The sequence below is a fragment of the Proteus terrae subsp. cibarius genome (genome assembly GCF_011045835.1).
Classification (GTDB): Bacteria; Pseudomonadota; Gammaproteobacteria; order Enterobacterales; family Enterobacteriaceae; genus Proteus; species Proteus cibarius.
Genome location: NZ_CP047349.1, coordinates 1306517 through 1331266 on the forward strand (window position 1 = coordinate 1306517; position 24750 = coordinate 1331266).

The window sequence follows — 24750 nt, forward strand, 5'->3', positions numbered from 1 at the left end:
ATATGATGCACGACGCTTAAATTGTCGTAGACATATCATTCCTAATACCCGATATTCTCAATGGAGATCGTATGTATTATTCCTTAGTAAGGAAGGCATTGTTCCGGCTAGATCCTGAACGAGCCCATGATTTTACCTTCCGTCAGTTAAAACGTTTATCTCATTCCCCATTTCAATTTCTTATTCAGCAGTCACTTCCTTCAAAACCCGTTTCCTGTATGGGACTCTCATTTAAAAATCCACTTGGTCTTGCTGCCGGTCTTGATAAAAACGGTGATTGTATAGATGCATTGGGTGCAATGGGATTTGGTTTTATTGAAGTTGGTACGGTGACACCTCGTCCTCAAGTAGGAAATGACAAACCTCGTTTATTTCGCTTAGTGGAAGCTGAAGGCTTAATTAACCGAATGGGCTTTAATAACCTTGGCGTCGATAACTTAATTGAAAATGTAAAACAATCTCGTTATGGTGGCGTACTGGGGATTAATATCGGTAAAAATAAAGATACCCCAGTAGAGCAAGGTAAAGATGATTATCTGATTTGTATGGAAAAAGTCTATGCTCATGCCGGTTATATCGCAATCAATATCTCATCACCAAATACCCCCGGTTTGCGTACTCTACAATACGGTGAAGCATTAGACGATCTGCTATCAGCAATTAAAAATAAACAATTAGAGTTGCAGGGAAAATACCAAAAATATGTTCCTGTTGCTGTTAAAATTGCACCTGATTTAACACATGAAGAATTAATTCAAATTGCAGATAGCTTAGTCCGTCACCATATTGATGGTGTTATTGCGACAAATACCACATTAGATAAATCATTAGTCAGTGGATTAGATCACTGTAATGAAGCAGGGGGATTAAGTGGTCGCCCGGTACAATCAAAAAGTACACAAATAATTCGCCAATTAAATGAAGAATTAAAAGGTGCATTACCTATTATTGGCGTTGGTGGAATTGATTCATTAACAGCAGCCAGAGAAAAAATGGATGCAGGTGCTTCTCTTATTCAAGTCTATTCAGGATTCATTTATCAAGGTCCTGCACTTATCAAATCTATAATTAATCATATCTAAATACATTTTATAATGAGTTAGGGGCTTTTCTTCTGCCTCTAACTCGTTTATATTGCCCCTAGTTGGTTATTTTTTATTAAATTGCACTGATTGTGCTTAATTAATAGTAAAATGAATCCTGTTTTTGTTAGGTGATATTAAATATTTTATTTAGGTCATTTAATTTTGATTGTTTATCAGAGTATAAAACAGGGAATGAATCGAAGGGGGATTAATTAGTGATAATAAAACCCGATGATCGCTGGCGTTGGTATTTTGATGTTGAGCAACAAAAATTAATGCTTGATTTAGCAAATGGTATGGTTTTTCGTTCCCGCTTTCCAAGCAAAATGTTGAGTGAAAGTGCTCGGCAATCAGCATCTTTTACCGTCGATGATGCAGCTCTTTATTATGGATACGATGAGCAAATTCGACAAATAGATATGCCATCAGAATCAAGAGCTGAATTAGCTTTAAATGCATTAATAGCCCATCGCTTTTTAAAGCCACTGATGCCTAAGAGTTGGTATTTTGAAGTTAACAATAATCAAATCAACCCTTATTTATCTCAAGTGGTAGAAGCTTCATTAAAGGAAAAAGACGAAATAGCTCTTTTTTTAGTGATTGAAGTGGGGGCTCAAGCTTGTTTATGTTTATTAGCTCAACCGCAGTTAACATTATTTGATAGAACACTTAATTTTTGTGACCCAATAAAAATTATGAATGATAGGTTAAGCAATTACCATAAAGAGTCAGAGTCAGGATCATTTTTGTACGAGAAAGTTATTTAACAAAAAGAGTAAAAAGGACTTACTCTTTTTATCGTTACTCATTATTTATAACATTCTAAAAACAAATTCATCTCAAACAAAACTCCCCAAAATCAAATCCTCATTATTCTCTTTCTGTATCTATTTTCTAGAAACAAATAAATAAGTTTATTGATAATTCATTATTGAGTTTTTAATAAGATAATTCTTATTAAACAAACTGTTTTATTTAAAATAAAAAAGAAGGTAAAGGCAAATTACCTTCTTTTAATTTGCGATAAAGATAAGTGTTATTTTTTATTAAGCGAAAGTTTGACATTACCGTTAGGAACACAGCTACAGGCTAAGATTTTACCTGAGCGTTTAATTGCGCCAGCTTTTAATGCATTAACATCACCTTCATCTAATTGGATAACACAAGAGCCACAAAGGCCAGCTCGGCAACTATAAGGAATGGCATAACCATTATTTTCAAGCTGTTCTAACAGAACTTCTTGGTTATTACCTTCAAAAACCTCGCCGTTAAATTCAATGCTGACAGTCTGTTCTTGTGTGTTTTCAATGACAGGCGCTGATTGTGTTTCCACAGGTGCTGTTACAAGATATTGTTTCGCTTCTTTATAAGCTAATACCTCAACAGTATCTCCTACACGAATAATACCCGTTTGACGAATAATGATATTTTGACCAAAATCGACATCACCAGTTTCATCACTACGGAATGTTTGCAGTGTTGCGAGTGGTTCTGTGTTAGGATGCTTAATGCCTTTATCAATACTAATTGTAGTCATGATGCAACGGCTACAAGGTTTCATCAGATCCATCACAACAGAGCCAACACGAATAGTCTGCCAAGTATCTTCTTCAAAAGGCTTTGCACCAGTTACGAGGATATTGCCTCGAAATTGCTCAATATTAATTGAAGCAGGACAGCGCTGTTGTAAGTATTGAAATGAGGCTTCATTAATTAATAAGTAAGGGTAGCCATCAGCGAAAGAAACAGCGGTTTCTGGATTTTTTTTCACTCGGCGTGTCGATTTTTCGCCAGTCCAACGAAGTTGAACATCCATTTTTAAATAGCGACTGAACCACTGATTTATTTCATCTGGTGCCACATACGCGGTAAAATGGTTGCCCCAAACTTCTGTCGGTTGCAATGTGGTCTCAAAATCTTGATAGGTGATAGCAATACCTTCACCATCAGGTGCTTGAATATAAATACCATTTGCCATGACAGTGGGAATAAAACACAGCAAAACGGGAAATTTTCGTGCCGTGATAAACGTCCCTTCTGGGGTGGTTATCATAAAATCGCGATCAAACGTGAATCCGCTCTCACGAGCAAATGCATGAGAAAGTCGAATTCCCTTCATTGATTTAACTGGGTGTATATAAAGGCGTGAAACGTTGATCATCGGTGCTCCCAAAAGACATTATTATTTTTTATAGCCAGTAACTTTATGACAACGTAATACAATTAGCTATAATGCCCAACAATTTTATTTTAGGTGGTAACAATATTATGCGCTCTCTGTTTGCCAGCACAGGCCGAGGTCTGGAAGAACTATTAAAATCTGAACTTGAACACCTTGGTGCTCAGGCTTGCCAGATAACTCAAGGCGGTGTTTATTTTCGTGCTGATGATAAAACCATGTATCAGTCTTTACTCTGGAGTCGTTTAGCATCGCGCATTATGTTGCCGTTAAATGAGTTCAATGTTTATAGTGATCTAGACTTATACCTTGGTGTGCAGGCAATTGATTGGAGTGAGATTTTTACTGTTGATCAGACTTTTGCTATCCATTTTAATGGTACGAATGACATTATTCGTAATAGCCAATATGGTGCATTAAAAGCGAAAGATGCCATTGTTGACTCATTCCAACGTAAAATAGGGCAACGTCCGGATGTCGCTAAACAATCTCCTGATATCCGTTTAACCATTCATCTTCATAAAGAAAAAGCCTCGCTATCTTTAGATTTAAGTGGTGATGGTTTACATCAGCGCGGCTACCGTGACTTAACAGGGCAAGCACCTTTAAAAGAGAATTTAGCTGCCGCAATTATTATGCGTTCAGGCTGGAAACTGGACACACCACTGATCGATCCAATGTGTGGCTCCGGCACATTATTAATTGAAGCCGCAATGATGGCGACTGATTGTGCTCCAGCATTAAATCGTGTGCATTGGGGATTCCGTCATTGGTTGGGTCATGATGAAGCGTTATGGAAAGAAGTGACCCATGAAGCTTTTGCCCGTTTCCGTGAAGGTAAAAAGAATACCACAGCGCGTTTCTATGGTTTTGATGTTGATAAGCGCGTATTGGATATGGCAAGAGCCAACGCACGCAGAGCCGATGTTGCCGAACTGATCACATTTGCTCACGGTGATGCAGCTAAACTGACAAACCCTGTTTCAGCAGAAATCAAAGGGACAATTATCAGTAACCCACCTTATGGTGAGCGCTTAGAAAGTGAACCAGCATTAATTGCATTACATAGCCAATTAGGAAGAGCAGTAAAAGCACACTTCCCAGGTTGGAGATTGTCACTATTTAGTGCATCACCAGAGTTGCTAAGCTGCATTCAATTACGTGCTGAACGAGAGTTCAAAGCAAAAAATGGTCCTCTTGATTGTGTACAAAAGAACTATTTACTTTCTGATACACCATCAACGATTAACACTGGACTTGCGGAAGATTTTGCAAACCGTTTACGTAAAAACGAGAAAAAATTCGCGAAATGGGCAAAACAACAGCAAATTGAATGTTATCGTTTATACGATGCTGATTTGCCTGAATATAATGTTGCTGTGGATCGCTATGGAGATAAAGTAGTTATCCAAGAGTATGCGCCACCTAAAACAGTTAATGAACACAAAGCTCGTCAGCGTTTATTCGATGTAATTAGCGCAACAATGGAAGCACTGGCATTACGTTCTGATCAACTGATTTTAAAAACCCGTCAACGTCAAAAAGGCAAACAGCAGTATGAAAAAATGGCCGAAAAGGGGGATTTCTTCTTAGTTGACGAATTTGGTGCAAAATTCTGGGTGAACTTAACAGATTATCTTGATACAGGGTTGTTCTTAGATCACCGTATTGCACGAAAAATGCTAGGTGAAATGAGCAATGGAAAAGATTTCTTAAACCTCTTTGCTTATACCGGTACTGCATCTGTACACGCTGGGATTGGTGGTGCAAAAAGTACGACGACAGTTGATATGTCACGTACCTACCTTGAATGGGCTGAGAAAAACTTCCAAGCAAATGGCTTATCTGGTAGACAACATCGTTTAATGCAGGCTGATTGTTTACAATGGTTAATGCAAAGCAATGAACAATTTGATGTGATCTTTATTGATCCGCCTACATTTTCTAACTCAAAGCGTATGGAAAATACCTTTGATGTTCAACGTGATCATATTGAATTGATGAAACATCTAAAACGTTTGTTGAGAAAAGGCGGAACAATTATGTTCTCAAATAACAAACGTGGATTCAAAATGGAACATGACGAGTTAGCAAAAATTGGGTTATGTGCAAAAGAGATAACACAGAAAACATTATCACAAGATTTTGCGCGTAACCGCCAAATTCACAATTGCTGGCTGTTAACTCATGCTGGTGAGGAATAATTTACAATGCCGTTAATTAGTTTGACTGGGGCGTATTTATCTTTCAGTGATGCCCCTCTATTAGATAACACTGATTTATTTATTGAAGAAAATGAGCGCGTTTGTTTAGTTGGGCGTAATGGTGCAGGTAAATCAACGTTATTAAGGGTGTTATCTAAAGAGCAACCTTTAGATGATGGTCAAGTTGTTTACGAGCAAGATCTTGTGACCGCTCGCTTACAGCAAGATCCCCCAAGAGATATTGAAGGTACAATCTTTGATTTTGTTGCAGAAGGTGTTGAAGAAGATGCTAAATATCTAACGGCTTATCACCATATTTCTAAGCTGATTGAGACAGATCCTTCTGATAAAAACCTCAATAAAATGGCGGAGCTACAAGAAGTACTTGATAGCCGTAATTTGTGGTTGCTTGATAGCCGAATTGCAGAAGTGCTAGAAAAACTTGGTTTAGATGGTGAAGCTGAGCTTTCTTCTTTATCAGGTGGTTGGCTAAGAAAAGCAGCCTTAGGGCGTGCGTTAGTCAGCGCACCAAGAGTGCTGTTTTTAGATGAACCAACAAACCACCTTGATATTGAAACGATCCTTTGGCTTGAGAAATTTTTAAAAGATTTCCAAGGAAGTATCGTATTTATTTCCCATGACCGTTCATTTATCCGTAATATGGCAACGCGTATTATCGATCTTGATCGAGGAAAACTTTCTTCATGGCCAGGAAATTACGATAAGTATCTTGAAAGCAAAGAAGAAGCATTGCGTGTTGAAGAGCAACAAAATGCAGAGTTTGATCGTAAATTAGCGCAAGAAGAAGCGTGGATACGCCAAGGTATCAAAGCACGGCGTACTCGTAACGAAGGCCGTGTACGTGCTCTAAAAGCATTACGTGTTGAACGTAGTGAACGCCGTGAAGTGTTAGGCAGTGCACGTATGCAAGTCGAAGAAGCTACGCGTTCTGGTAAAATCGTATTCGAGTTAGAAGATGTTAATTATAGTATTGGAACCCGCAAGTTAGTTCGTGATTTTTCTGCCAAAGTACAACGTGGCGATAAAATTGCGCTGGTGGGGCCGAATGGTTGCGGTAAAACCACTTTATTGAAACTTATGCTAGGTGATTTAAAAGCAGACAGCGGGCGAGTTCATTGTGGTACTAAGCTTGAAGTCGCTTACTTTGATCAGCACCGTGCAGCACTTGATCCAGATAAAACTGTGATGGACAATCTTGCTGAAGGTAAGCAAGAAGTAATGGTAAATGGTCGTCCTCGTCATGTACTTGGTTATTTGCAAGACTTTTTATTCCCACCTAAACGTGCAATGACACCTGTTCGCGCACTTTCAGGAGGTGAAAGAAACCGTCTATTGCTAGCGCGTTTATTCTTAAAACCAAGTAACTTACTTATTCTCGATGAGCCAACTAATGATCTCGATGTTGAAACATTGGAATTGCTAGAAGAACTCGTTGATGCTTACCAAGGCACTGTTTTACTGGTTAGCCATGACCGTGAATTTGTTGATAATAGTGTTACTGAGTGTTGGATCTTTGAAGGTGATGGTGTTATTAACAGCTATGTTGGTGGATATTTTGATGCTCAGCAACAAAGAGCACAGTCGGTTTCACTAAAGAGTGAGGCAAAAAAATCACGTAACGCACCAGAAAAAGCTGAAAAAGAAGCAAAAGCGAAAGATAGCTCTAAAAAGAACACTCGCACTAACAAGTTAAGTTATCATTTGACGCGAGAACTGGAGCAACTTCCTGCAAAATTAGAAAGCTTGGAAACGGAGTTAAGTGCGTTACAAGAAGAAGTGAGTGGGGCGGATTTCTTTACGCGTCCTCATGAAGAGACAGAAAAAGTTTTAAAGGCGCTTGCAGATAAAGAACAAGAGCTTGAAACTGCTTTTGATAGATGGCAAGAGCTAGAATTGATGCAAAACGGCGAATAGCCAACCGAAAACGGGGCATCACGCCCCGTTTTATTTTGTGGAACAAATATTCTTTTATTGATTATTCTAAATAAGAGGTGTCGCAGTGTGCTCTGGTCAACAACATCGTCATGAACATAAACATGAGCAAATATTATGTCCTCAGTGCGATCTGGTGGTCAGTGTTCCTCAATTGGTGCAAGGAACAAAAGCAACATGCCCTCGTTGCCATACCGTATTAACTGCACGTTGGCGTCAGCCTTTTTATCAACCTGTTGCATTAGCTATCAGTGCATTATTTATGCTGTTAATGGCAAGTCAGTTTACCTTCGTGAGCATGGAAGTTGCTGGTATCGCTAACAATGTTACATTGATGCAAATCCCAACAGTTATGTTCAGTGAAAATTACGTCGAATTAGGTGCATTTTTCCTACTATTTGTCCAAATTGTGCCTGCTTTTTGTATGGTAGCAATCTTACTTCTTTGTACACCTATTCAATTACCTAGAAAGCTACAAATTTGGTTATCACGTATTTTATTCCAATTAAAATCGTGGTGTATGGCAGAGATTTTTCTTGCAGGAATTTTAGTTAGCTTTGTGAAATTAATGGCTTATGGTGATATTGGGCTAGGACTTAGTTTCCTGCCTTATGTGCTTTATTGCTTATTTCAAATTCGAGCATTCCAGTGTCTTGATAGACATACTTTATGGGAAAAATTAGAACCTCGTCCAAGTTATCCTGATATTGAATCAGGTAAATCTGGGTTAAAACAAGGGGTTAGATTATGCCGTTCATGTACGGCAATTTTACCTGCAGATCAATACGAATGTAGCCGTTGTGAAGTGAAAGGACATGCAAGAAGACCTAAAAGTTTACAATGGACGGTCTCTTTGTTGATTACGTCATTAATTCTTTATATCCCCGCTAATTTATTACCCATTATGGTCACTGAATCTTTAGGTAATAACATTTATTCAACCATTATGGCTGGGGTTATTTTGTTATGGGAAGATGGCTCTTATCCTGTCGCAATGGTGATATTTATTGCCAGTATTATGGTACCCAGTTTAAAAATGGTCGCTATTGCTTGGTTATGTTGGGATGCACATAAATCTAATGGGAAAAGAGATCCTGCTAGAATGCATTTTCTCTATGAAGTTGTTGAATATGTAGGGCGTTGGTCGATGATTGACGTCTTCGTAATTGCTGTTTTAGCTTCATTAGTCAGAATGGGACGTCTGATGAGCATCTATCCTGATTTTGGAGTGGTGCTATTTGCATTGGTAGTAGTGTTAACTATGTTCTCTGCAATGATGTTTGATCCTCGGTTGACGTGGGATAAGTGTACAACCGATGATGATAAACCCACGATTAAGGAGCCTAAGGGTGACTGAAAAGAATAAAACTGCTTTAACTGAAGCAAAAATTAACAAGCTAAAAAGCTGGTCTCCAGTTTGGATCATACCACTTGTCACCTTACTGATTGGTGCGTGGATACTTTATTATCATTTCAGCCATCAAGGTCCAGAAGTTACATTAATTACCTATAATGCAGATGGCATTGAAGCGGGTAAAACCAAAATTAAAAGTCGCAGTGTAGATATTGGTCTAGTTGAAAGTGTCACGCTCGATAGTAATTTTAGTCGCGTTATTATTAAGGCTCGTCTTGATAATGAGATGAAAGAATTATTACGCGCAGATACAGCATTTTGGGTTGTAAAACCTCAAGTCGGTAAAGAGGGAGTAACGGGATTAGGCACTTTACTTTCCGGTGCATATATAGAGTTACAACCAGGGTTAAAAGGTAAAGAAGAAAATGAATTTAATCTTCTCGACTCGCCACCGTTAGCTTCTCCAGATGCAAAAGGTATTCGCATTAATTTAGTTAGTGAAAGAGCCGGCCAATTAAATGCGGGTGATCCGGTTTTATTTAGAGGTTATCAAGTTGGCTCTGTTGAAACGAGCGAATTCAATATTGATAAACGAGACATGCATTATCAACTCTTTATCAAAGCACCTTATGACAAAATGGTGACATCAAATGTTCGGTTCTGGAAAGACTCTGGCATCGCTTTTGATATGTCTTCATCGGGTGTTCGTGTTGAGATGGCATCTCTTTCTACACTTTTTAGTGGTGGCGTGAGTTTTGATGTTCCCGCAGGATGGGGACCAGGTGATCCTATCGCACCTAAAACAGAATTTAAGCTTTACGATAATGAAAAGAGTATTCAAAATTCGTTATATACAGATTATCGTAGTTACATTATGTTCTTCTCTGATTCTGTAAGAGGATTACAAGCTGGAGCTCCAGTAGAATTCCGAGGAATTCGTATGGGAACGGTTGTTCAAGTGCCTTATTACACTAAAGGTATGCAACAATCGCTTGATAAAGATTTCCGCATTCCCGTACTTATTCATGTTGAACCAGAGCGTTTTGCTAATGATGTCGGTGAAAGTTTTGATTTTGTCAAAGAAATAGCCAATGCTTCTAACAATGGATTAAGAGCATCATTAAAATCAGGTAACCTTTTAACAGGGGCACTCTATATTGACCTTGATTTCTACCCTGATGAAATGCAATGGAAAGGCCCTCAAGACGTTGCTGGCTACCAACAAATTCCGACTGTCAGTTCTGGTTTAGCGCAAATTCAGCAAAAAGTGATGACATCACTGGACAAGATCAACAATCTTCCTGTTGAACCAATGCTTAAAGAGATGACAGCAACATTATCTGAAAGCCAAAAAGCCGTCAGTGAAGCTAAGGAAACACTGAAGTCATTGAATGCCATGATTGGTAGTGATGAATTTAGAAATCTTCCTAATGATATTCAGCAGTCATTGAAAGAGATTAATCGTAGTATGCAAGGCTTCCAGCCGGGTTCTCCTGCTTATGGAAAAATGATTGATAATATGCAACAGCTTGATCAAGTGTTAAGAGAGATGCAGCCTTTATTGAAAACATTGAACAATAAGAGCAACGCATTGATTTTCGAAGCGAAGGAAGGTAAAGATCCAGAACCAAAGAGGGCTGAAAAATGATGAAATACATCATTGGTATATTTGTGTTGATGTTAACGGCATGTTCAAGTCAGACTAATAAAACGTATTATCAGTTGCCAGATGTTTATCAAGGTGGCGTATCAGAACATGTCTCGGTAACACAGTCAGCTAAGAAGCCTCAAATTTGGGTTCAGCCGATCCGTTTATCTAATATGCTAGTCAATGCTGGAATTGTTTATCAAACGACGGATATTAACTATACCGTGGCTAATCAGCACCTATGGATCAATCCACTTGATCAGCAATTACAACAGAACCTTATTTCAGGTTTAACAAAAGCATTGCCAGATACCGTTGTTGCTAACCAACCTGTTGAAGATAATTTGGCGAAGCTAACGGTTACCGTTAATTATTTCCAAGGCCGTTATGATGGACAGGTAATTATTTCTGGTGACTGGATTTATACTGAGAACAATAAAGTGATTAATCAGCCATTCTCTTTAGTTTTAACGCAAACAGAAGATGGTTATCCAGCTTTAGTGCGTACATTAGGACAGGGATGGGAGCAAGTTGTTTCTGATATAGCGAAAGCAATTCAAGCTCAATATTAATCAGCTTAGTATCTATTGGTTTAAGTTTTCGTTTATTGAAACCCAATATTCTCTTAAATAGTATTTAAATTGAATATTGGGTTTTGTTTATTAAAAAAACAAAGGGAAGAACATGTTAAAAATCCTCAAAAAGAAATATCCTACGGCGATCAGTTGGTCATTTGGTGATAATGCGCAGTTAGCGGATGAGCTGGCTATGCTGGTGGTAGAAGGAAAAAAAACGGCAACGTGTAGTTCATTAAATGGCTTTTTTAGTGACAGCGTTATTCCTGTTATTGGGGGCTTTAACATTATTCTAAACAGTCAAAATGAACCTGTTTGCGTTATTCGCACACGTTCTTTACAGTTAATCCGTTTTGACGAAGTCACCGAAGAATTGGCTAAGAGAGAAGGTGAAGGGGATTTAAGTTTGGCGCATTGGCAGGAAGGGCACAAAGAATTTTTTAGTCGGGAGGGGACTTTTTCTGAAGATATGGAGTTGGTATTTGAAGAGTTTGAATTAATAGAAGTATGTAAGAGGTGTTAATAGCCTCTTTTATTTTCAACAATAGCTAATTCCTTAATAAAACAAAGGTAATTAAAAAGAGTTTTCTACAAGAAAATAAAAATAGAGCAAAAAGTTATATTTATAAAATAAGTCTCATATTGACATAAATTTAAATAAAAATATCATTTTTTCTTATTTAATTTATTGGTTTCGTAAGATAAACCTAAAAAGGTTATTTTTCATTTGATTTTTTTTGTTAAATATCAATTAGCTATGTTCACACATAATATAGCTCATTAAAAGAACTAGCTAATACTTCAATTGAAACATTAAACAAAATAAATGATAACAATAGTTATCAAACTTACTGTTGGCTCAACATCACAAATATGACATTTGTATTAACTTCTTTACTTGCTTAAATGCTCAATAAAGCGTATCAATTTATAGTGATTGTTGAAAAAACAATCATTATCTTTCCGCTTAAACTTAGAACGTGAGGGTTGTCTAGATATGAAAAGACAGAAACGAGATCGTTTAGCAAGAGCATTATCGAAAGGTTATCAAGCTGGTATGCAAGGTCGTTCAAAAGAACTTTGCCCTTATTTCGCCATTGATGCGCGTTCACATTGGCTTGGAGGCTGGCGACAGGCCATGGAAGATCGCCCGAGTCTGGTAAAATAAATAACCCGTCGTAGTGAAATAGATAATAGCTTATTTTTAGTTCTATTAAATATTATCACTAAGATTTTACCGACAATCAAAACGAGGGTTATTTATATACATTCCTATGTACACATTGAGCATAGGACAATTTGAGTATAAATAACAAACAATCAATTTGGATATAAAAAGGCTTACATATTTTGTAAGCCTTTTTACGTTATATTATTACTTTTTGAATTTTGTTTCATGAAAACTTTTGCGTAAGCGAAAACCATAAATAGTAAGAATTCTATACTTATGTTTTATAACCAATTGATTTGTTATAAAGGGAAAATAGACTATTGGAATAGATAAAAAATACCGTGTACTTTATATTACACGGTATTTTTATAATGAACTTTTGAAATTATCGATCTTAGAATGCTGTAGTATCTTTAAATAAGCCAACTTTCAAATCTTTTGCTTCATAAATTAGCTTACCATCAACATACACTTCACCATCGGCGATACCCATAATCAGTTTACGATTGATAACACGTTTGAAATCAATTTTATAGGTAACTTTTTTTGCTGTTGGTAATATTTGTCCGGTGAATTTAACTTCACCAACACCAAGCGCACGGCCTTTACCTTCACCACCAAGCCAGCCAAGATAGAAGCCAACAAGTTGCCACATGGCATCTAGGCCTAAGCAACCTGGCATAACAGGATCATTGACGAAGTGGCAATCAAAGAACCATAAATCTGGCTTGATATCGAATTCTGCTTCGATAAAGCCTTTATTATGGGTGCCGCCATCTTCTGTCATTTTAATGATGCGATCCATCATTAGCATATTACCAGATGGCAGTGGTGGGCCATCTTGGCCAAATAATTCACCACGGCCTGAAGCAATGAGGTCTTCTTTAGAATAAGATTCGCGTTTATCAACCATTGTCTATATAGCCTTTATCAAGTGTAAGACAACAGAATAGCTTACACTTGTACGCTGAACAACTCCGATCACTTGAAACAGAATTATCTGAATAGACGTAAGAACCAAGGTAATTTAGGTCTATCCTGATTATTTGCGAGTGTTATACGATCATGAATAACAGCTAACAAGTGTGAGTCTGATTGTTCTGGTTCACATTGCTCTTCATAATATGGCTGACGAGTCAGTAGCGTTATTGCTTCTGCTACATGAGTGACAGGCCAAATATGAAATTTCTCTTCTTTTACTGCTTGCTGCACATTTTCGCTAAGTACAAGATGACGAATATTAGCAAGAGGAATAATCACGCCTTGCGCACCGGTTAACCCTCTTTGTTGGCAGATATCAAAGAAGCCTTCGATTTTCTGGTTTACGCCACCAATCGGTTGAACTTGACCAAATTGATCGACTGCACCTGTAACGGCAATTTGCTGATCGATAGGTTGTTGTGCCAGCGTGCTAATAAATGCACATAATTCAGCCAAAGAGGCGCTATCACCATCAACTTCGCCATATGATTGTTCAAAAACAATCGAGGTACTAAATGGTTGTGGTTGGTCTAAACGTAATTCTGAGTTCAAGTAAGCTTGCATAATCATCATTCCTTTAGCATGAAGATTGCCACCAAGCTCAGCTTTTCGCTCAACATCCGTAAATTCACCATCACCTATATGTGCAACGCAGGTAATGCGAGTTGGTTCTCCGATTAAATCAGGATATCCCGGGTAATCTAAGACAGAAAGTCCATTGATTTGGCCTACAGCTTCACCTTCTGTTTGTATCATGACTTGGTCTTGTAAAATCTCATCACGACTACGCTCTAACAAATAACTGTGTCGCCATAGGCGATTTTCTTCTGCTTTTTTTAATGCATCAGCAGTTAGATAAGCCTCATGATTAAAACGTATTGCATAACGGAGCTGGCGTAAAAGCCACTCTAAATCTAAGCTCAGTATTAGCTGATCTTCATGTTGTCTTGCGGCTTGTGTTAGCAAGACTTCCCAAGCATCCGCAGATAGAGAAGGGAGTCGATATTTTTGGCACAGTGAATTTACAAAGCCACACCATTGGGCAAGTGCTGTTTCGTCTTCTAAATACATGTCGTATTCATATTCACCATATAAAGCAGTGCTACTTAGCTCAGGCTCCATAAATTCAAGCTCTTCAAGGCTTAGCCTATCACCAACTAAAATCACACGAAGATTGAGTGGCATACTTTCAATAGGTAAAGGTAGAGACTGATTGTCATTCCAGACAAGCCATTCAAAACGCTGCTCTTCAACCATTTTTTTAAGGCGAAACCACATTAGTGGTTGTGCGAGTAAAGACTTTATAGAGAGGACTAAAATGCCTCCATTTACTTTATGCAATAAGCCTGGGCTAAGAGTAACTTCGTCTTTATGGCAATAGAATGAACCAAAGAGTTGTTCTGGTTCTATCCATTGGCAACAAGTAATAGATTCTGATGATGAAAATGCGCCGAGTACATTTTCTTGCCAATTGATTTTATTGGTTTCTGCTTGATAACTGCCAATGATAGGATCAGCTTTGATCCCTGATTGCGTTAATGTGTCTGTCAACATATCAAAGTAAGCAGCAGAATCATCCACTTTTAACAGCATAAACTGCCCTGAATCTGCATTGTTTAACCATTGCAGGCTTTCATACAAGCGAGGTTGAACCTCACGAAGTAGAGATGCAGGTAATTGAGATGCTGTTTGAAAGAAAGTTTGGTAGGAGGCGTAATCAGGACGTAACGCCTGCCATTCTAATTCGTTGTTTTTCAAGGTTACCGTTTTTATTATTGATTAGTGAAAAGAGATAATTAGATATCGTATAAGTTGATATCTATCCTGCAATAAGACGGTTCTTTAACTGTCATCAACTGCATAGGCAGGGAATATGTATCGCTACGACCTTATAAACACGAGCTAATAAGTGGTCATTAAGGTTTTATGATAGCGACGCTCGATTCTATCATAACGTGCTCAGAAAACTATCCCTTATCAAGGCTTGTTATTAATTGATAAGCAAGATTATCTAAAATAACTTCGCTTATAAAATAGTCAAAAAATTTCGGTTCAGTGGCAGTATTTTTGTAAAATTGCTGATATGCTACTATATAGTTACGTTGTCACGGGATTTTGTATGAAATATCAACAATTAGAGAATCTAGAATGTGGCTGGAAGTGGGCTTATCTAGTAAAAAAACACCGTGAAGGTGAATTAATTACCCGTTATATAGAAAAAAGTGCCGCTGATGAAGTTATTGAGCAACTGTTGCTTCTTGAATCGCAACCATTAAAAGTTTTAGAGTGGATTGATCTGCATATGAATCCTGATTTATCTAATCGGATGAAGCAAACTATTCGTGCTCGTAGAAAGCGTTATTTTAATGCTGAGCATCAACATACACGCAAAAAATCAATCGACTTAACGTTTAAAGTTTGGCAACGTTTATCTGCATTGTCACAACGAAGAGGGATCACATTATCAGAAACGATAGTGCAATTAATTGAAGATGCAGAGCGAAAAGAACAATATGCATTGAAAGTGCATAGTTTAAAAGATGGGCTTATTGAGTTATTAGAACGCGATAAAGAAAAATGAGTTGCATTAATTTTGGTTAACCGACTTTGATAATTTATTTTTATAGTTGTTTTTGTTCTCTGTTTTTATTGTGATATTTCATACCTGTTCGAAAACATTTTTGTCTTTATGTTCCTACCTTAATTTTATCTCTATAAAGAAAAACCCTGCCATTGGCAGGGTTTTGAATTCATCAACAGTAGATTATTCTACTATATGAATTATTGACCAGGTTGAACAACAACTTCAGTTGTACCTTGGATTTCAATTTCAACACGACGGTCTGGCGCTAAGCAATCGATCAGAGCTGAACGAGCTTTAACGTTGTCACATGTGTTGCCAGTAACTGGATTTTCTTTACCACGACCTTCTGCAGAGATGCTGTTTGCAGGGATACCTTTAGATACCAGGTAATCAACTACAGATTGAGCACGTTTTTCTGACAGAGGCAGGTTGTAGTTTTGTGAACCGATACGGTCAGTGTAACCAATAACTACTACACGACCTTGAGTTGGGTCGATGTTAGCCAGTTCATTGTACAGACCATTCAGAGCTTCTTGACCTTCAGCTTTCAGAGTAGATTTGTTGAAGTTAAACAGAACGTCTGAACGCAGAGTAAAGGTTTTGTTCTCAACAACTGGAGCTGGAGCTACAACTGGAGCTGGAGCTACAACCGGAGCTGGAGTTTCTTGGTTGAAGCGGTAAGCAACACCAACACTCAGCATGCCATTATCTGGACGTGCATTCAGAGTACCTTTATCACCGATGTTGTTGATCCACTGATATTCAACACGGGTTGCGATGTTTGGAGTGATCGCGTATTCAGTACCTAATGCGAATACTGGAGAAACACCAGTGTCGTTATTAGAGAAACGTTCTTGTTTTGGAGATAAAGAAGTAGCGTTTTTAGTTGCAGAAGAATCTGCACGCCATACCATACCACCTAAACGTGTATAAACGTCTAAGTCATCCATTACTGGATAGCTTAATTTAGTGGTTAATTGGATACCTTGAGCACGGAATGCACCGTTGTCATATGAACCTTTATAAGTCATACGACCTAACCAGTCATAACCCAGTTCAAAACCTAAGTATTGGTTGTACTGATAACCAGCAAATGCACCTGCACCTAACTGATCACGGTGAGTGTTACCGTTACCGATAGAAGTTTCACCGAAATGGTTACTAGTACCTTGGTATTGAGACCAACCTAATTTACCACCAGTATACCAGGTATTGTCTTTTGGAGCTGCTTGCGCTGCAGTTGCGAAAGCTGCCACTGCCACTGCTAATGCGATAGCTGTCTTTTTCATTTTACGCCTCGTTATCATCCAAGTTAGGCATTTGGCTTTAAGCCTTATTATTTGCCCTTGGTTAAATTATTGTTAGGAATCCAATGCTTTCATCAAATGATGATCCCAAAAATGGGATTTAAAGCATAACCTTAACGACATAAAGTCTACAATGAACTTAAAAAGTTACAAGTAATCCTTTAAAATTCGACTTAAAATTTTAAAAAGATCCGCCTTATTCCACAATGGGAAAGATTCTGTATTTTTGTTAAATTTATTGTAACTATATGATTTAGGTTATAAATACATTTGACTTATCTTAAATGATATCAGGGCATCTTGAGTATTAGGAAAACTCTTAAATTTCACTAATGGTAGTGAATTGAATGAATTTTTACGGAATTCAAATGTCGTTTAGATGCATTACTACTTTCTAAATGGATATTCGTATTAATTTGCTGTCGCATAATAAACCCGAGGGTTTTTCCTTTACTGGCAGCAGATTCTAACCGTTTCATCTCTTCTGACGATATTTCTGGTAACCAACCGAGTACTACACTGTAATTACCACTCATCAGTGCTTTTTCCATTAAATCAACAGTGGTTATCATATTTATATGATTTAATTGGATTATTTTGTTAAGTGGTAATCCTGCATTTTTTAACCAAGTACGATTTAGCTTTTGTTGTGGGTTTAACCACAATAACCAGCGTGATTCATGACTATACTGTTTCAATAGTGGTAAAAGTATGTGATTAATGACGAGCGGATTTTGGTAGAGGAGTTCACTCACCATGCCTTGTTTATTATTACTATCGTAAGTCGCCACTGTTGAAGGGATAGATAGAGGTAATACCTCATTTGAGATCTCTTGGAGAATGGCGTTCTGTCTTGTCGGAGATGATGTTGAGAGTTTCATATTTACCTCGTTCCATATGCACTGTATGAATATACAGTATCTCTATATTTCGCTTAAATCAAGCTCATTTTTTTGAAAGTTCCTCTCAAATTTCATGTAAATCTCTATTTTTAAGTCGTTAACTATTGGCAATAAAAAGGAAATTCTTTATTGTCTTTCTTGCTATGTCTTATGCATGTTTTTGAATTCAAAGATAAAATTTAATCTTAAAATTTGTGTTGGAGTTTCAATGTTATTTTTACCTGAGCAAAGGAAGGCTCATTTGTTATCGCGTATTGCGCAATATGGAGAGTTAACGACAAAGTCTCAATTTGGTGGTGTTAGCTTAATGATTGATGAGGTTATGTTTGCTATCACGTCTGGTAATGAGTTTTATTTAAAAGGAAGTGGTTTTTTAGAAACTCTCTATAAGGCAACAAAAATGAGTTCCTATACCTATTTGAAAAAAGGAATTCCTATCATATTGCGTTATTACCACATAACGGATTCGTTATGGGAAAATCAGCAAAAATTAGATCAATATATTGATATGTCATATCACTACAGTATTCAAGAATATTTAGGGCAACGAAAGAAGCCTTGCAGAATAAAAGACTTACCTAATCTAGGTGTGATATTAGAAAAAAGATTGAATCAAATTGGTATTAATCAAGTTGAAGAACTGCGCTTAATCGGTGCTAAAGCGTGTTATCTAAAACTAATGCATAGCCAAAATTTGAGAAATAGTGAACTTTTACTTTCATTGGCAGGAGCAATTGTTGGGTGCCATCGTTCAGTATTGCCTAGTCAACTTAAAATGGAGTTATTAAATTGGTATAACGAATTGTCTTTTCAATAAGATAAAAGTAATGACCGTTATTTTCTCTAATGTGCTTATGGGAATTAGAGAAAATAACGTCAATTAGAGATTAGACTTGAGGTTGATGTAGGCTATTTGATTCGCTTTGCTCAATAATTTGGATACAACTAATAATTTGTGGCAGTAAATCTAATAGTAATCGGATTTGAGTGAGTACTAATTGAATACGAGGATTATCTGAATTAGGTAATAGATTGATCCTTTCAATTAATTCTACATGAGATTGCTTAACCTCTTCATTTTGAAGTTTTTTTCGACGTAAAGCCGAATCGATATAACAAACAGTATCATTAAGCAAAGTGAGTACATTCTCATCTTCTATTTTTGAACGATGAACGCCAAGTGCAGAAATATAACTGAGTAAAGTATGATTTAAGCAAAGCAACTGGAAAGCGACTTCTTGGAAAGCTTGATAACTTTTTGGCTCTGATGACATATTGGAGATCAGTGATGCTAACTCACCATCACTGCTATGGGCATTTCGACGAGCAATTCGATAACTCAAGCTATTATCTTTTCCTTGGTAATACTGAATAAGGATGGCATCAAGATAATAGCAGTTATTTGTCATTGTTTTTTGAATAACAACAGGCAATTGGCGGAATTTCCAATCAGGCCAAATAAAGCTGACGGCAAACCATGCTATAGCACAGCCTATCAAGGTATCGATAATACGAGGGAGGGCAACGTCATAGCCTTCACCCAGTAAATTGAAGCTTAATAAAACCAATAAAGTAATAAATAGTGTTGCATGTGCATATTGTATGGTTCTAAATGCGAAAAAGAGCGTACCAGTTATCACAATTAAAACTAACTGACCTTCGATTGAAGGAACAAAATATAAAATAGGGAAACCGATTAAAATACCAATAATAGTACCACTCACACGTAAGGTAAGACGTCGACGAGTAGCATTGTAGTTGGGTTGGCAAACAAACAGGCTGGTCAATAATATCCAATAGCCTCTATCCAATTGGAAAAATTGAATAATGGCATAACCAATACATAACACGAGTGACATCCTAACGGCATGTCTAAAAAGTGCCGATTTAGGCGTGAGGTGCTCTTTTATTCTTAGTGCAATATCGCGCCACCCAGTTAAACCATCATCAGATAGTTGCGTCTCTTCCTTTTGGTCATGAGATATTTGGTATTGCTCTGTACTAATACTTCGTAAAAGCGCATCAATACCTTGAAGATTTTGCAGTAAGTTATTTAAAGGTGTTATTAATTGAGGCTCTGAAGTCGTGTTTTTTAAATGATTTAATGCATTTTCTAAATAATTTATAGCGCGTTCTAATGAAGGATTATGCTGATATTTTTTATGCCAAAGAATAGATTGTGCAACTTGTTCACAAGCTCGTGCCTGCATAGAAAGTAGACGTTGAAAACGAAATAACACATCGCTATGTCGCAATTCATTACTTAATAGTTGGTATTGAACATGTGACGAACTTGCTCGTTCATGAATATCTTGAGCAACAAAATAGTAATGAAGTGTGAAACGACTACTACGTTGGCCCCTGTCACCTTTTAATCGACTTAATAATGTAACTTTAGTTTGGTTCATAGTGTCAATTAGTTGGCTATTTGCCATTGCTAAATTATAAAGCGAATGTTGATAGTCATCTTCAATATCAGGATCAAATAATGTTGCTTTAGCTTCGAGGTAAGTTGCAAGTTGTTGGTAGCAGCGTGTTAAATTGTCCTGAACTGGACGAATTGGGAATAATAAGTGACCAACTAATGTTAAAGAGTTATACCAGATAGCCCCTAACAGTAATAAAACGGGTTGTTCATACCATTCAGGGAAAATAGGCATACCCAACATAGTATAAATTGCGATTAATAAAGCACCAAAAGCAATAGTCGCGTAACGTTGCCCTAAAGCACCTAATAAAATGAATCCCCAAGTAGAAATGGCTAAACCACAAAAGAATAAAATAGGATATGGGTAAAGCAGCCCTATTGATGCTGAAGCAAGAAGAAAACAGCATAAGGTGATAACGAGGTTTTTTAAACGGCCAACGAGCCTATCATCTAAGTCAGTTAATGCAGCCGCTACCACGCCTAAAGTTAGAGGAATTGTATATTTAGGCTCTTGCCCTAAAATCCAAGGAAACAAAGTCGTTCCTGTAAGCGCGATTATTATGCGAATATAATATAAAAAGTGGCTATTATAGATAAATCGGCGGGCGCCATTTAGCAAAGTGAACACAAAAAGCCCTTAAATAAACAAGATGAAGATAATTACCTCTTAGAATATAGGGTTTATCACCGATTAAAAAGAGCTTAACAACAGACTATTTGTTATTTATTGCAGGAATTACGTATGGAACTGAAATCCACCCCGATGGGACAACGTTTAGCACAACATCCTTATAATAGAGTCAAATTGTTAAATGCAGGTATTGAAGTCAGTGGTGAAAAACATCAGTATTTAATTCCTTTTAACGAATTGATTAATATTTTTTGTAAAAAAGGGATTGTGTGGGGGGAATTAGAATTCTTATTGCCTGAAGATAAAGTTGTTCGATTACATGGAACAGACTGGGAAGAAACTCAGCAGTTTTATCGTTATCTTTATCAAACATGGCAAAATTGGAGCAAAGAAATGAGCGAAATAAGTGCTCAGGTTCTTGAGAAACAGCTCCATAATATTAATGAAATCACTCAATCAAATAGATGGATAAAACAGTCTAAATTGAGTGAAATTCAACAATCTATCAAAGAAAGCTTTTCTGCTATTCCTCTTCCTCTTGAACGCCTTACTCAATTTGATAATTGCCAAACACTTTACCAGCAATGTTTGGAATGGCTAAAGCAAGGTGAAACACTTATTAATAAAGAAAACTCTGCATGGGTAACTCAAATATTAAGTGAACATGCGGAATTTTTTAATACGATTGAATCATCACCATTAAATGAATCACAATGTCGAGCCGTAATTAATGGTGAAGAAAATATCCTTGTTCTAGCGGGTGCGGGAAGTGGTAAAACATCAGTATTAGTCGCGAGAGCAGGTTGGTTATTACGTCGTCAGTTAGCGCAACCTGCTCAAATTTTATTGCTTGCTTTTGGGCGTAAAGCTGCACAAGAAATGAATGAAAGACTTTCTAGTCGTTTAAATGCCGATATTATGGCAAAAACATTTCATGCACTAGCATTATCCATTATTCAACAAGCGACAAAAAAGCAACCTAAAATTAGTGAGCTTGAAACAAATAGTGAAAAAAGAAGATCTCTATTATTAGGTGAATGGCGAGAGCAGTGCCAACAGAAAAAAGCACAAGCAAAAGGGTGGCGAGAGTGGTTATCTCAAGAATTTGAATGGGATATCCCCGACGGTGAGTTTTGGCATGATAAAAAATTAGAAAACCAAGTTGTTGTAAGATTAGAGCGTTGGGTTGGTTTATTAAGAATGCACGGTGGTAGCCAAAAATCTCTGATCGAAAGTGTACAGCCTGAATATACAGAAGCCTTTAAAAAATATTTAAAATTATTATCACCATTATTAAAAGCTTGGAAAACGGCATTAAAAGAAGAAGAAGCGATCGACTTTTCGGGCTTATTACATCAAGCTATTAATCTGATTGAAAAAGGGCGTTTTATTAGCCCATGGAAACATATTCTTGTTGATGAATTCCAAGATATTTCACCCTTAAGAGCTTCATTATTAACGGCATTAAAACAGCAAAATAAACAAACATCTCTATTTGCCGTGGGCGATGATTGGCAAGCCATTTATCGTTTTAGTGGCGCAGAATTATTATTAACGACTTCTTTTCATCGCTCTTTTGGCGAAGGTGCTGAATGCGCACTAGATACGACTTATCGTTTTAATGACACGATAGGAAATATTGCCAATACGTTTATTCAACAAAACCCAACTCAATTATCTAAGCCTTTAAATAGCTTAGTGAAAGGTAATAAAAAGTCAGTTGCACTGTTATCTGACGATCAACTTGAAAATTTACTAAATAAAATGAGTGGTTATGTAGAAGAAAATGAAACTATTCTTTTACTCGCTCGTTATCACTATTTAAAACCAGAATTATTAAAAAAAGCAAAAACACGTTGGCCTAAATTAGACCTACAATTTATGACTTTTCATGCTTCAAAAGGGCAACAAGCGGATTACGTTATTATTTTAGGTTTACAAGAAGGTAAAGATGGTTTTCCAGCACCGGCAAGAGAATCGATTATTGAATTGGCATTACTGCCTAGTGTTGAAGATTATCCTAATGCAGAAGAACGACGTTTAATGTATGTCGCTTTAACAAGAGCAAAAAAACAAGTATGGCTATTATTTAATAAACAACAGCCATCTTGTTTTGTTTCAGAGCTAAAATCTCAAGGTGTTCCTATACAGCGAAAACCTTAGATTATTTTAATCTCTCTTTTAAATAACCTTCGTAATCTGGAATTTTAATTGTAGATTCTTGTGAAAAGAGAGGTGATGAAATTAAAAAGTTCGCAGTTGCACGATTTGTTGCGACTGGGATGTTCCAGACTGTAGCTAAGCGTAGAAGAGCTTTAACATCTGGATCGTGTGGAACGGCATTTAATGGATCCCAAAAGAAAATCATAATATCAATTTTCTTTTCGGCGATCATTGCACCTATTTGTTGGTCGCCGCCCATTGGGCCACTTAGCATTTGAGTAACAGTAAGGCCAGTGTGGTGATTAATTAAATTACCAGTAGTTCCTGTTGCAAATAACTTGTGTAGAGACAGTTGTTCACGATTATTTTCAACCCATTCCAGTAATGAGCTTTTACAGTGGTCATGGGCAACAAGCGCGATATTCTTTTCTTTTAAGAGCGTGCGGTCAATTTGTTCCATTTGATACCTTTAAAAATAAATATAGTTATTGTTCCAGTTTTCAAAATACCTTTTTTTTATCTTATAAGCTATGAACAGATCAAGATACTATGATGTATCATAATATTTTCAATCTTCATGATGAACGGAGTAGATAAATGGTGGATTCAGACATTTATGACATTTTAAGAAGCGTTAAGACCATTGCGCTTGTTGGTGCGAGTAATAAAGAAGATCGCCCAAGCTATAAAGTCATGAAATTCCTATTAGAACAAGGCTATGATGTTATTCCTGTTAATCCAGGTATGTCAGGGCAAACCTTATTGGGGCAACAATGTTATGCTTCATTAAAAGATATCCCTGTTGCTGTTGATATGGTTGATGTTTTTCGTCAATCTGATGTTGCATTAGAAATTGCAAAAGAAGCAATTGAAATTAAAGCCAAAGTATTATGGTTGCAAATTGGTGTTATTAATGAAGAGGCTAAAGATTTAGCTGAAGATGCAGGTTTACGTGTGGTAATGGATCGCTGCCCTAAAAAAGAAATTGAAGCGCATGGCCTTCCTTGGTAATACACCAAAATAAAATCGCCGAAAACAAATCGGCGATTGTCATTTCATTCAGATCACTACTTATGTAGATTAATTGAGTTAATTTCTTAATCGTGGTGCCTGTAATTGGCTACGAATTGACTGTGATAACTCATCCAATGAGTCATTATCTAAGTGTTCATCTGAAACTTCATAAGTTATCTGCGCTTCAGCAAGATAAGTATGAACGGGTTGTCCTTCATCATCTTCCATCACAACATGGTACCAAGGTGCTGCTCGCAAGGTCACATTAGATGCAATATCATCCTCATTAGGTTGATCAAGGGAATATTCAGCATCCACATCGACAACAACGCCTAAGTAGCCGAGTAATTTATGTCTAACTTGCTGTCCTATCCCAAATTTGCTGGCGGTCATCATAGTATCACCTCCATATAGCCTTGCTTATTGGTTATATATATGAGGGCACAAAGTGAAATTTCAAGGATTTGAAAAAAATATAATCCTTTGCTTTCATTATGAATAAAGAACCTCACAAAATCAGATTATCTATTGTATAAAGAAAAGACAATAACCTAGACAGAATTTTTATTTG

At 37.0% G+C, this 24750-nt stretch carries 21 protein-coding genes; 13 read left to right on the plus strand and 8 right to left on the minus strand.

Features of this window, described 5'->3' with window-relative positions; translation table 11 throughout:
- Positions 1 to 71: 71 nt before the first annotated feature.
- Positions 72 to 1082, plus strand: coding sequence for a quinone-dependent dihydroorotate dehydrogenase (gene pyrD, locus GTH25_RS05900; RefSeq protein ID WP_164530390.1), 1011 nt, complete (start codon positions 72 to 74; stop codon positions 1080 to 1082).
- Positions 1083 to 1300: 218 nt separating this feature from the next.
- Positions 1301 to 1852 carry a cell division protein ZapC gene (locus GTH25_RS05905; protein WP_164530391.1) on the plus strand — a complete coding sequence of 184 codons (552 nt, stop codon included), beginning with the start codon at positions 1301 to 1303 and terminating at the stop codon, positions 1850 to 1852.
- 269 nt (positions 1853 to 2121) lie between these two features.
- On the opposite strand, the gene GTH25_RS05910 is transcribed toward GTH25_RS05905, so the two are convergent.
- Complete coding sequence (locus GTH25_RS05910) at positions 2122 to 3246, minus strand: YcbX family protein (protein WP_075673132.1); 1125 nt, start codon at positions 3244 to 3246, stop codon at positions 2122 to 2124.
- A 107-nt stretch (positions 3247 to 3353) separates the two neighbouring features.
- Between GTH25_RS05910 and rlmKL the strand changes: the two genes are divergently transcribed.
- The 7 genes from rlmKL to rmf all read left to right on the plus strand — a co-directional run bounded on the left by rlmKL (position 3354) and on the right by rmf (position 12166).
- A complete protein-coding gene (gene rlmKL, locus GTH25_RS05915) occupies positions 3354 to 5468 on the plus strand; it encodes a bifunctional 23S rRNA (guanine(2069)-N(7))-methyltransferase RlmK/23S rRNA (guanine(2445)-N(2))-methyltransferase RlmL (RefSeq protein ID WP_164530392.1) in 2115 nt (704 codons plus the stop codon).
- Between the two features lie 6 nt (positions 5469 to 5474).
- Positions 5475 to 7403, plus strand: coding sequence for an ABC transporter ATP-binding protein (locus GTH25_RS05920; RefSeq protein ID WP_075673134.1), 1929 nt, complete (start codon positions 5475 to 5477; stop codon positions 7401 to 7403).
- Between the two features lie 85 nt (positions 7404 to 7488).
- Positions 7489 to 8778, plus strand: coding sequence for a membrane integrity-associated transporter subunit PqiA (pqiA, locus tag GTH25_RS05925; RefSeq protein ID WP_075673135.1), 1290 nt, complete (start codon positions 7489 to 7491; stop codon positions 8776 to 8778).
- A complete protein-coding gene (gene pqiB / locus GTH25_RS05930) occupies positions 8771 to 10423 on the plus strand; it encodes an intermembrane transport protein PqiB (RefSeq protein WP_075673136.1) in 1653 nt (550 codons plus the stop codon). Before pqiA ends, pqiB begins: the two co-directional genes overlap by 8 nt.
- The gene (gene pqiC, locus GTH25_RS05935; RefSeq protein WP_075673160.1) at positions 10423 to 10995 is read left to right on the plus strand and encodes a membrane integrity-associated transporter subunit PqiC; all 573 of its coding nucleotides are present in this window, start codon (positions 10423 to 10425) and stop codon (positions 10993 to 10995) included. The genes pqiB and pqiC overlap by 1 nt, the downstream gene beginning before the upstream one ends.
- Positions 10996 to 11107: 112 nt before the next feature.
- On the plus strand, positions 11108 to 11521 hold the full coding sequence (locus GTH25_RS05940; protein WP_075673137.1) for an ASCH domain-containing protein: 414 nt from the start codon (positions 11108 to 11110) through the stop codon (positions 11519 to 11521).
- 474 nt (positions 11522 to 11995) lie between these two features.
- Complete coding sequence (gene rmf / locus GTH25_RS05945) at positions 11996 to 12166, plus strand: ribosome modulation factor (protein ID WP_023581348.1); 171 nt, start codon at positions 11996 to 11998, stop codon at positions 12164 to 12166.
- Positions 12167 to 12563: 397 nt separating this feature from the next.
- Here rmf and fabA read toward each other — a convergent pair whose 3' ends face one another.
- Both fabA and GTH25_RS05955 read right to left on the minus strand, forming a co-directional pair.
- The gene (fabA, locus tag GTH25_RS05950) at positions 12564 to 13082 is read right to left on the minus strand and encodes a bifunctional 3-hydroxydecanoyl-ACP dehydratase/trans-2-decenoyl-ACP isomerase (RefSeq protein ID WP_023581351.1); all 519 of its coding nucleotides are present in this window, start codon (positions 13080 to 13082) and stop codon (positions 12564 to 12566) included.
- Between the two features lie 83 nt (positions 13083 to 13165).
- Positions 13166 to 14908 (minus strand): AAA family ATPase, encoded by a 1743-nt coding sequence (locus GTH25_RS05955; protein ID WP_075673138.1) that lies wholly within the window; start codon positions 14906 to 14908, stop codon positions 13166 to 13168.
- A 361-nt stretch (positions 14909 to 15269) separates the two neighbouring features.
- Here GTH25_RS05955 and matP point away from each other — a divergent pair, with 361 nt between their 5' ends.
- Positions 15270 to 15731 (plus strand): macrodomain Ter protein MatP, encoded by a 462-nt coding sequence (gene matP / locus GTH25_RS05960; protein ID WP_075673139.1) that lies wholly within the window; start codon positions 15270 to 15272, stop codon positions 15729 to 15731.
- Positions 15732 to 15931: 200 nt separating this feature from the next.
- On the opposite strand, the gene ompA is transcribed toward matP, so the two are convergent.
- Together ompA and sulA are read right to left on the minus strand one after the other, a co-directional pair.
- A complete protein-coding gene (ompA, locus tag GTH25_RS05965; RefSeq protein ID WP_075673140.1) occupies positions 15932 to 17023 on the minus strand; it encodes a porin OmpA in 1092 nt (363 codons plus the stop codon).
- A gap of 347 nt (positions 17024 to 17370) precedes the next feature.
- Positions 17371 to 17922, minus strand: a complete 552-nt coding sequence (gene sulA / locus GTH25_RS05970) for an SOS-induced cell division inhibitor SulA (RefSeq protein WP_075673141.1) — start codon at positions 17920 to 17922, stop codon at positions 17371 to 17373.
- A gap of 229 nt (positions 17923 to 18151) precedes the next feature.
- Here sulA and GTH25_RS05975 point away from each other — a divergent pair, with 229 nt between their 5' ends.
- Positions 18152 to 18760 (plus strand): TfoX/Sxy family DNA transformation protein, encoded by a 609-nt coding sequence (locus GTH25_RS05975; RefSeq protein WP_075673142.1) that lies wholly within the window; start codon positions 18152 to 18154, stop codon positions 18758 to 18760.
- Positions 18761 to 18830: 70 nt separating this feature from the next.
- Here the strand turns inward: GTH25_RS05975 and yccS are convergent, their stop codons facing one another.
- On the minus strand, positions 18831 to 20999 hold the full coding sequence (gene yccS / locus GTH25_RS05980) for a YccS family putative transporter (RefSeq protein WP_075673143.1): 2169 nt from the start codon (positions 20997 to 20999) through the stop codon (positions 18831 to 18833).
- Between the two features lie 114 nt (positions 21000 to 21113).
- Between yccS and helD the strand changes: the two genes are divergently transcribed.
- Complete coding sequence (helD, locus tag GTH25_RS05985; RefSeq protein WP_099659754.1) at positions 21114 to 23165, plus strand: DNA helicase IV; 2052 nt, start codon at positions 21114 to 21116, stop codon at positions 23163 to 23165.
- A 1-nt stretch (position 23166) separates the two neighbouring features.
- On the opposite strand, the gene GTH25_RS05990 is transcribed toward helD, so the two are convergent.
- The gene (locus GTH25_RS05990; RefSeq protein WP_075673145.1) at positions 23167 to 23625 is read right to left on the minus strand and encodes a methylglyoxal synthase; all 459 of its coding nucleotides are present in this window, start codon (positions 23623 to 23625) and stop codon (positions 23167 to 23169) included.
- A 137-nt stretch (positions 23626 to 23762) separates the two neighbouring features.
- Here GTH25_RS05990 and GTH25_RS05995 point away from each other — a divergent pair, with 137 nt between their 5' ends.
- Positions 23763 to 24176, plus strand: a complete 414-nt coding sequence (locus tag GTH25_RS05995) for a CoA-binding protein (RefSeq protein WP_075673146.1) — start codon at positions 23763 to 23765, stop codon at positions 24174 to 24176.
- A 78-nt stretch (positions 24177 to 24254) separates the two neighbouring features.
- On the opposite strand, the gene hspQ is transcribed toward GTH25_RS05995, so the two are convergent.
- A complete protein-coding gene (gene hspQ, locus GTH25_RS06000) occupies positions 24255 to 24575 on the minus strand; it encodes a heat shock protein HspQ (protein WP_006537351.1) in 321 nt (106 codons plus the stop codon).
- Between the last annotated feature and the right edge of the window lie 175 nt (positions 24576 to 24750).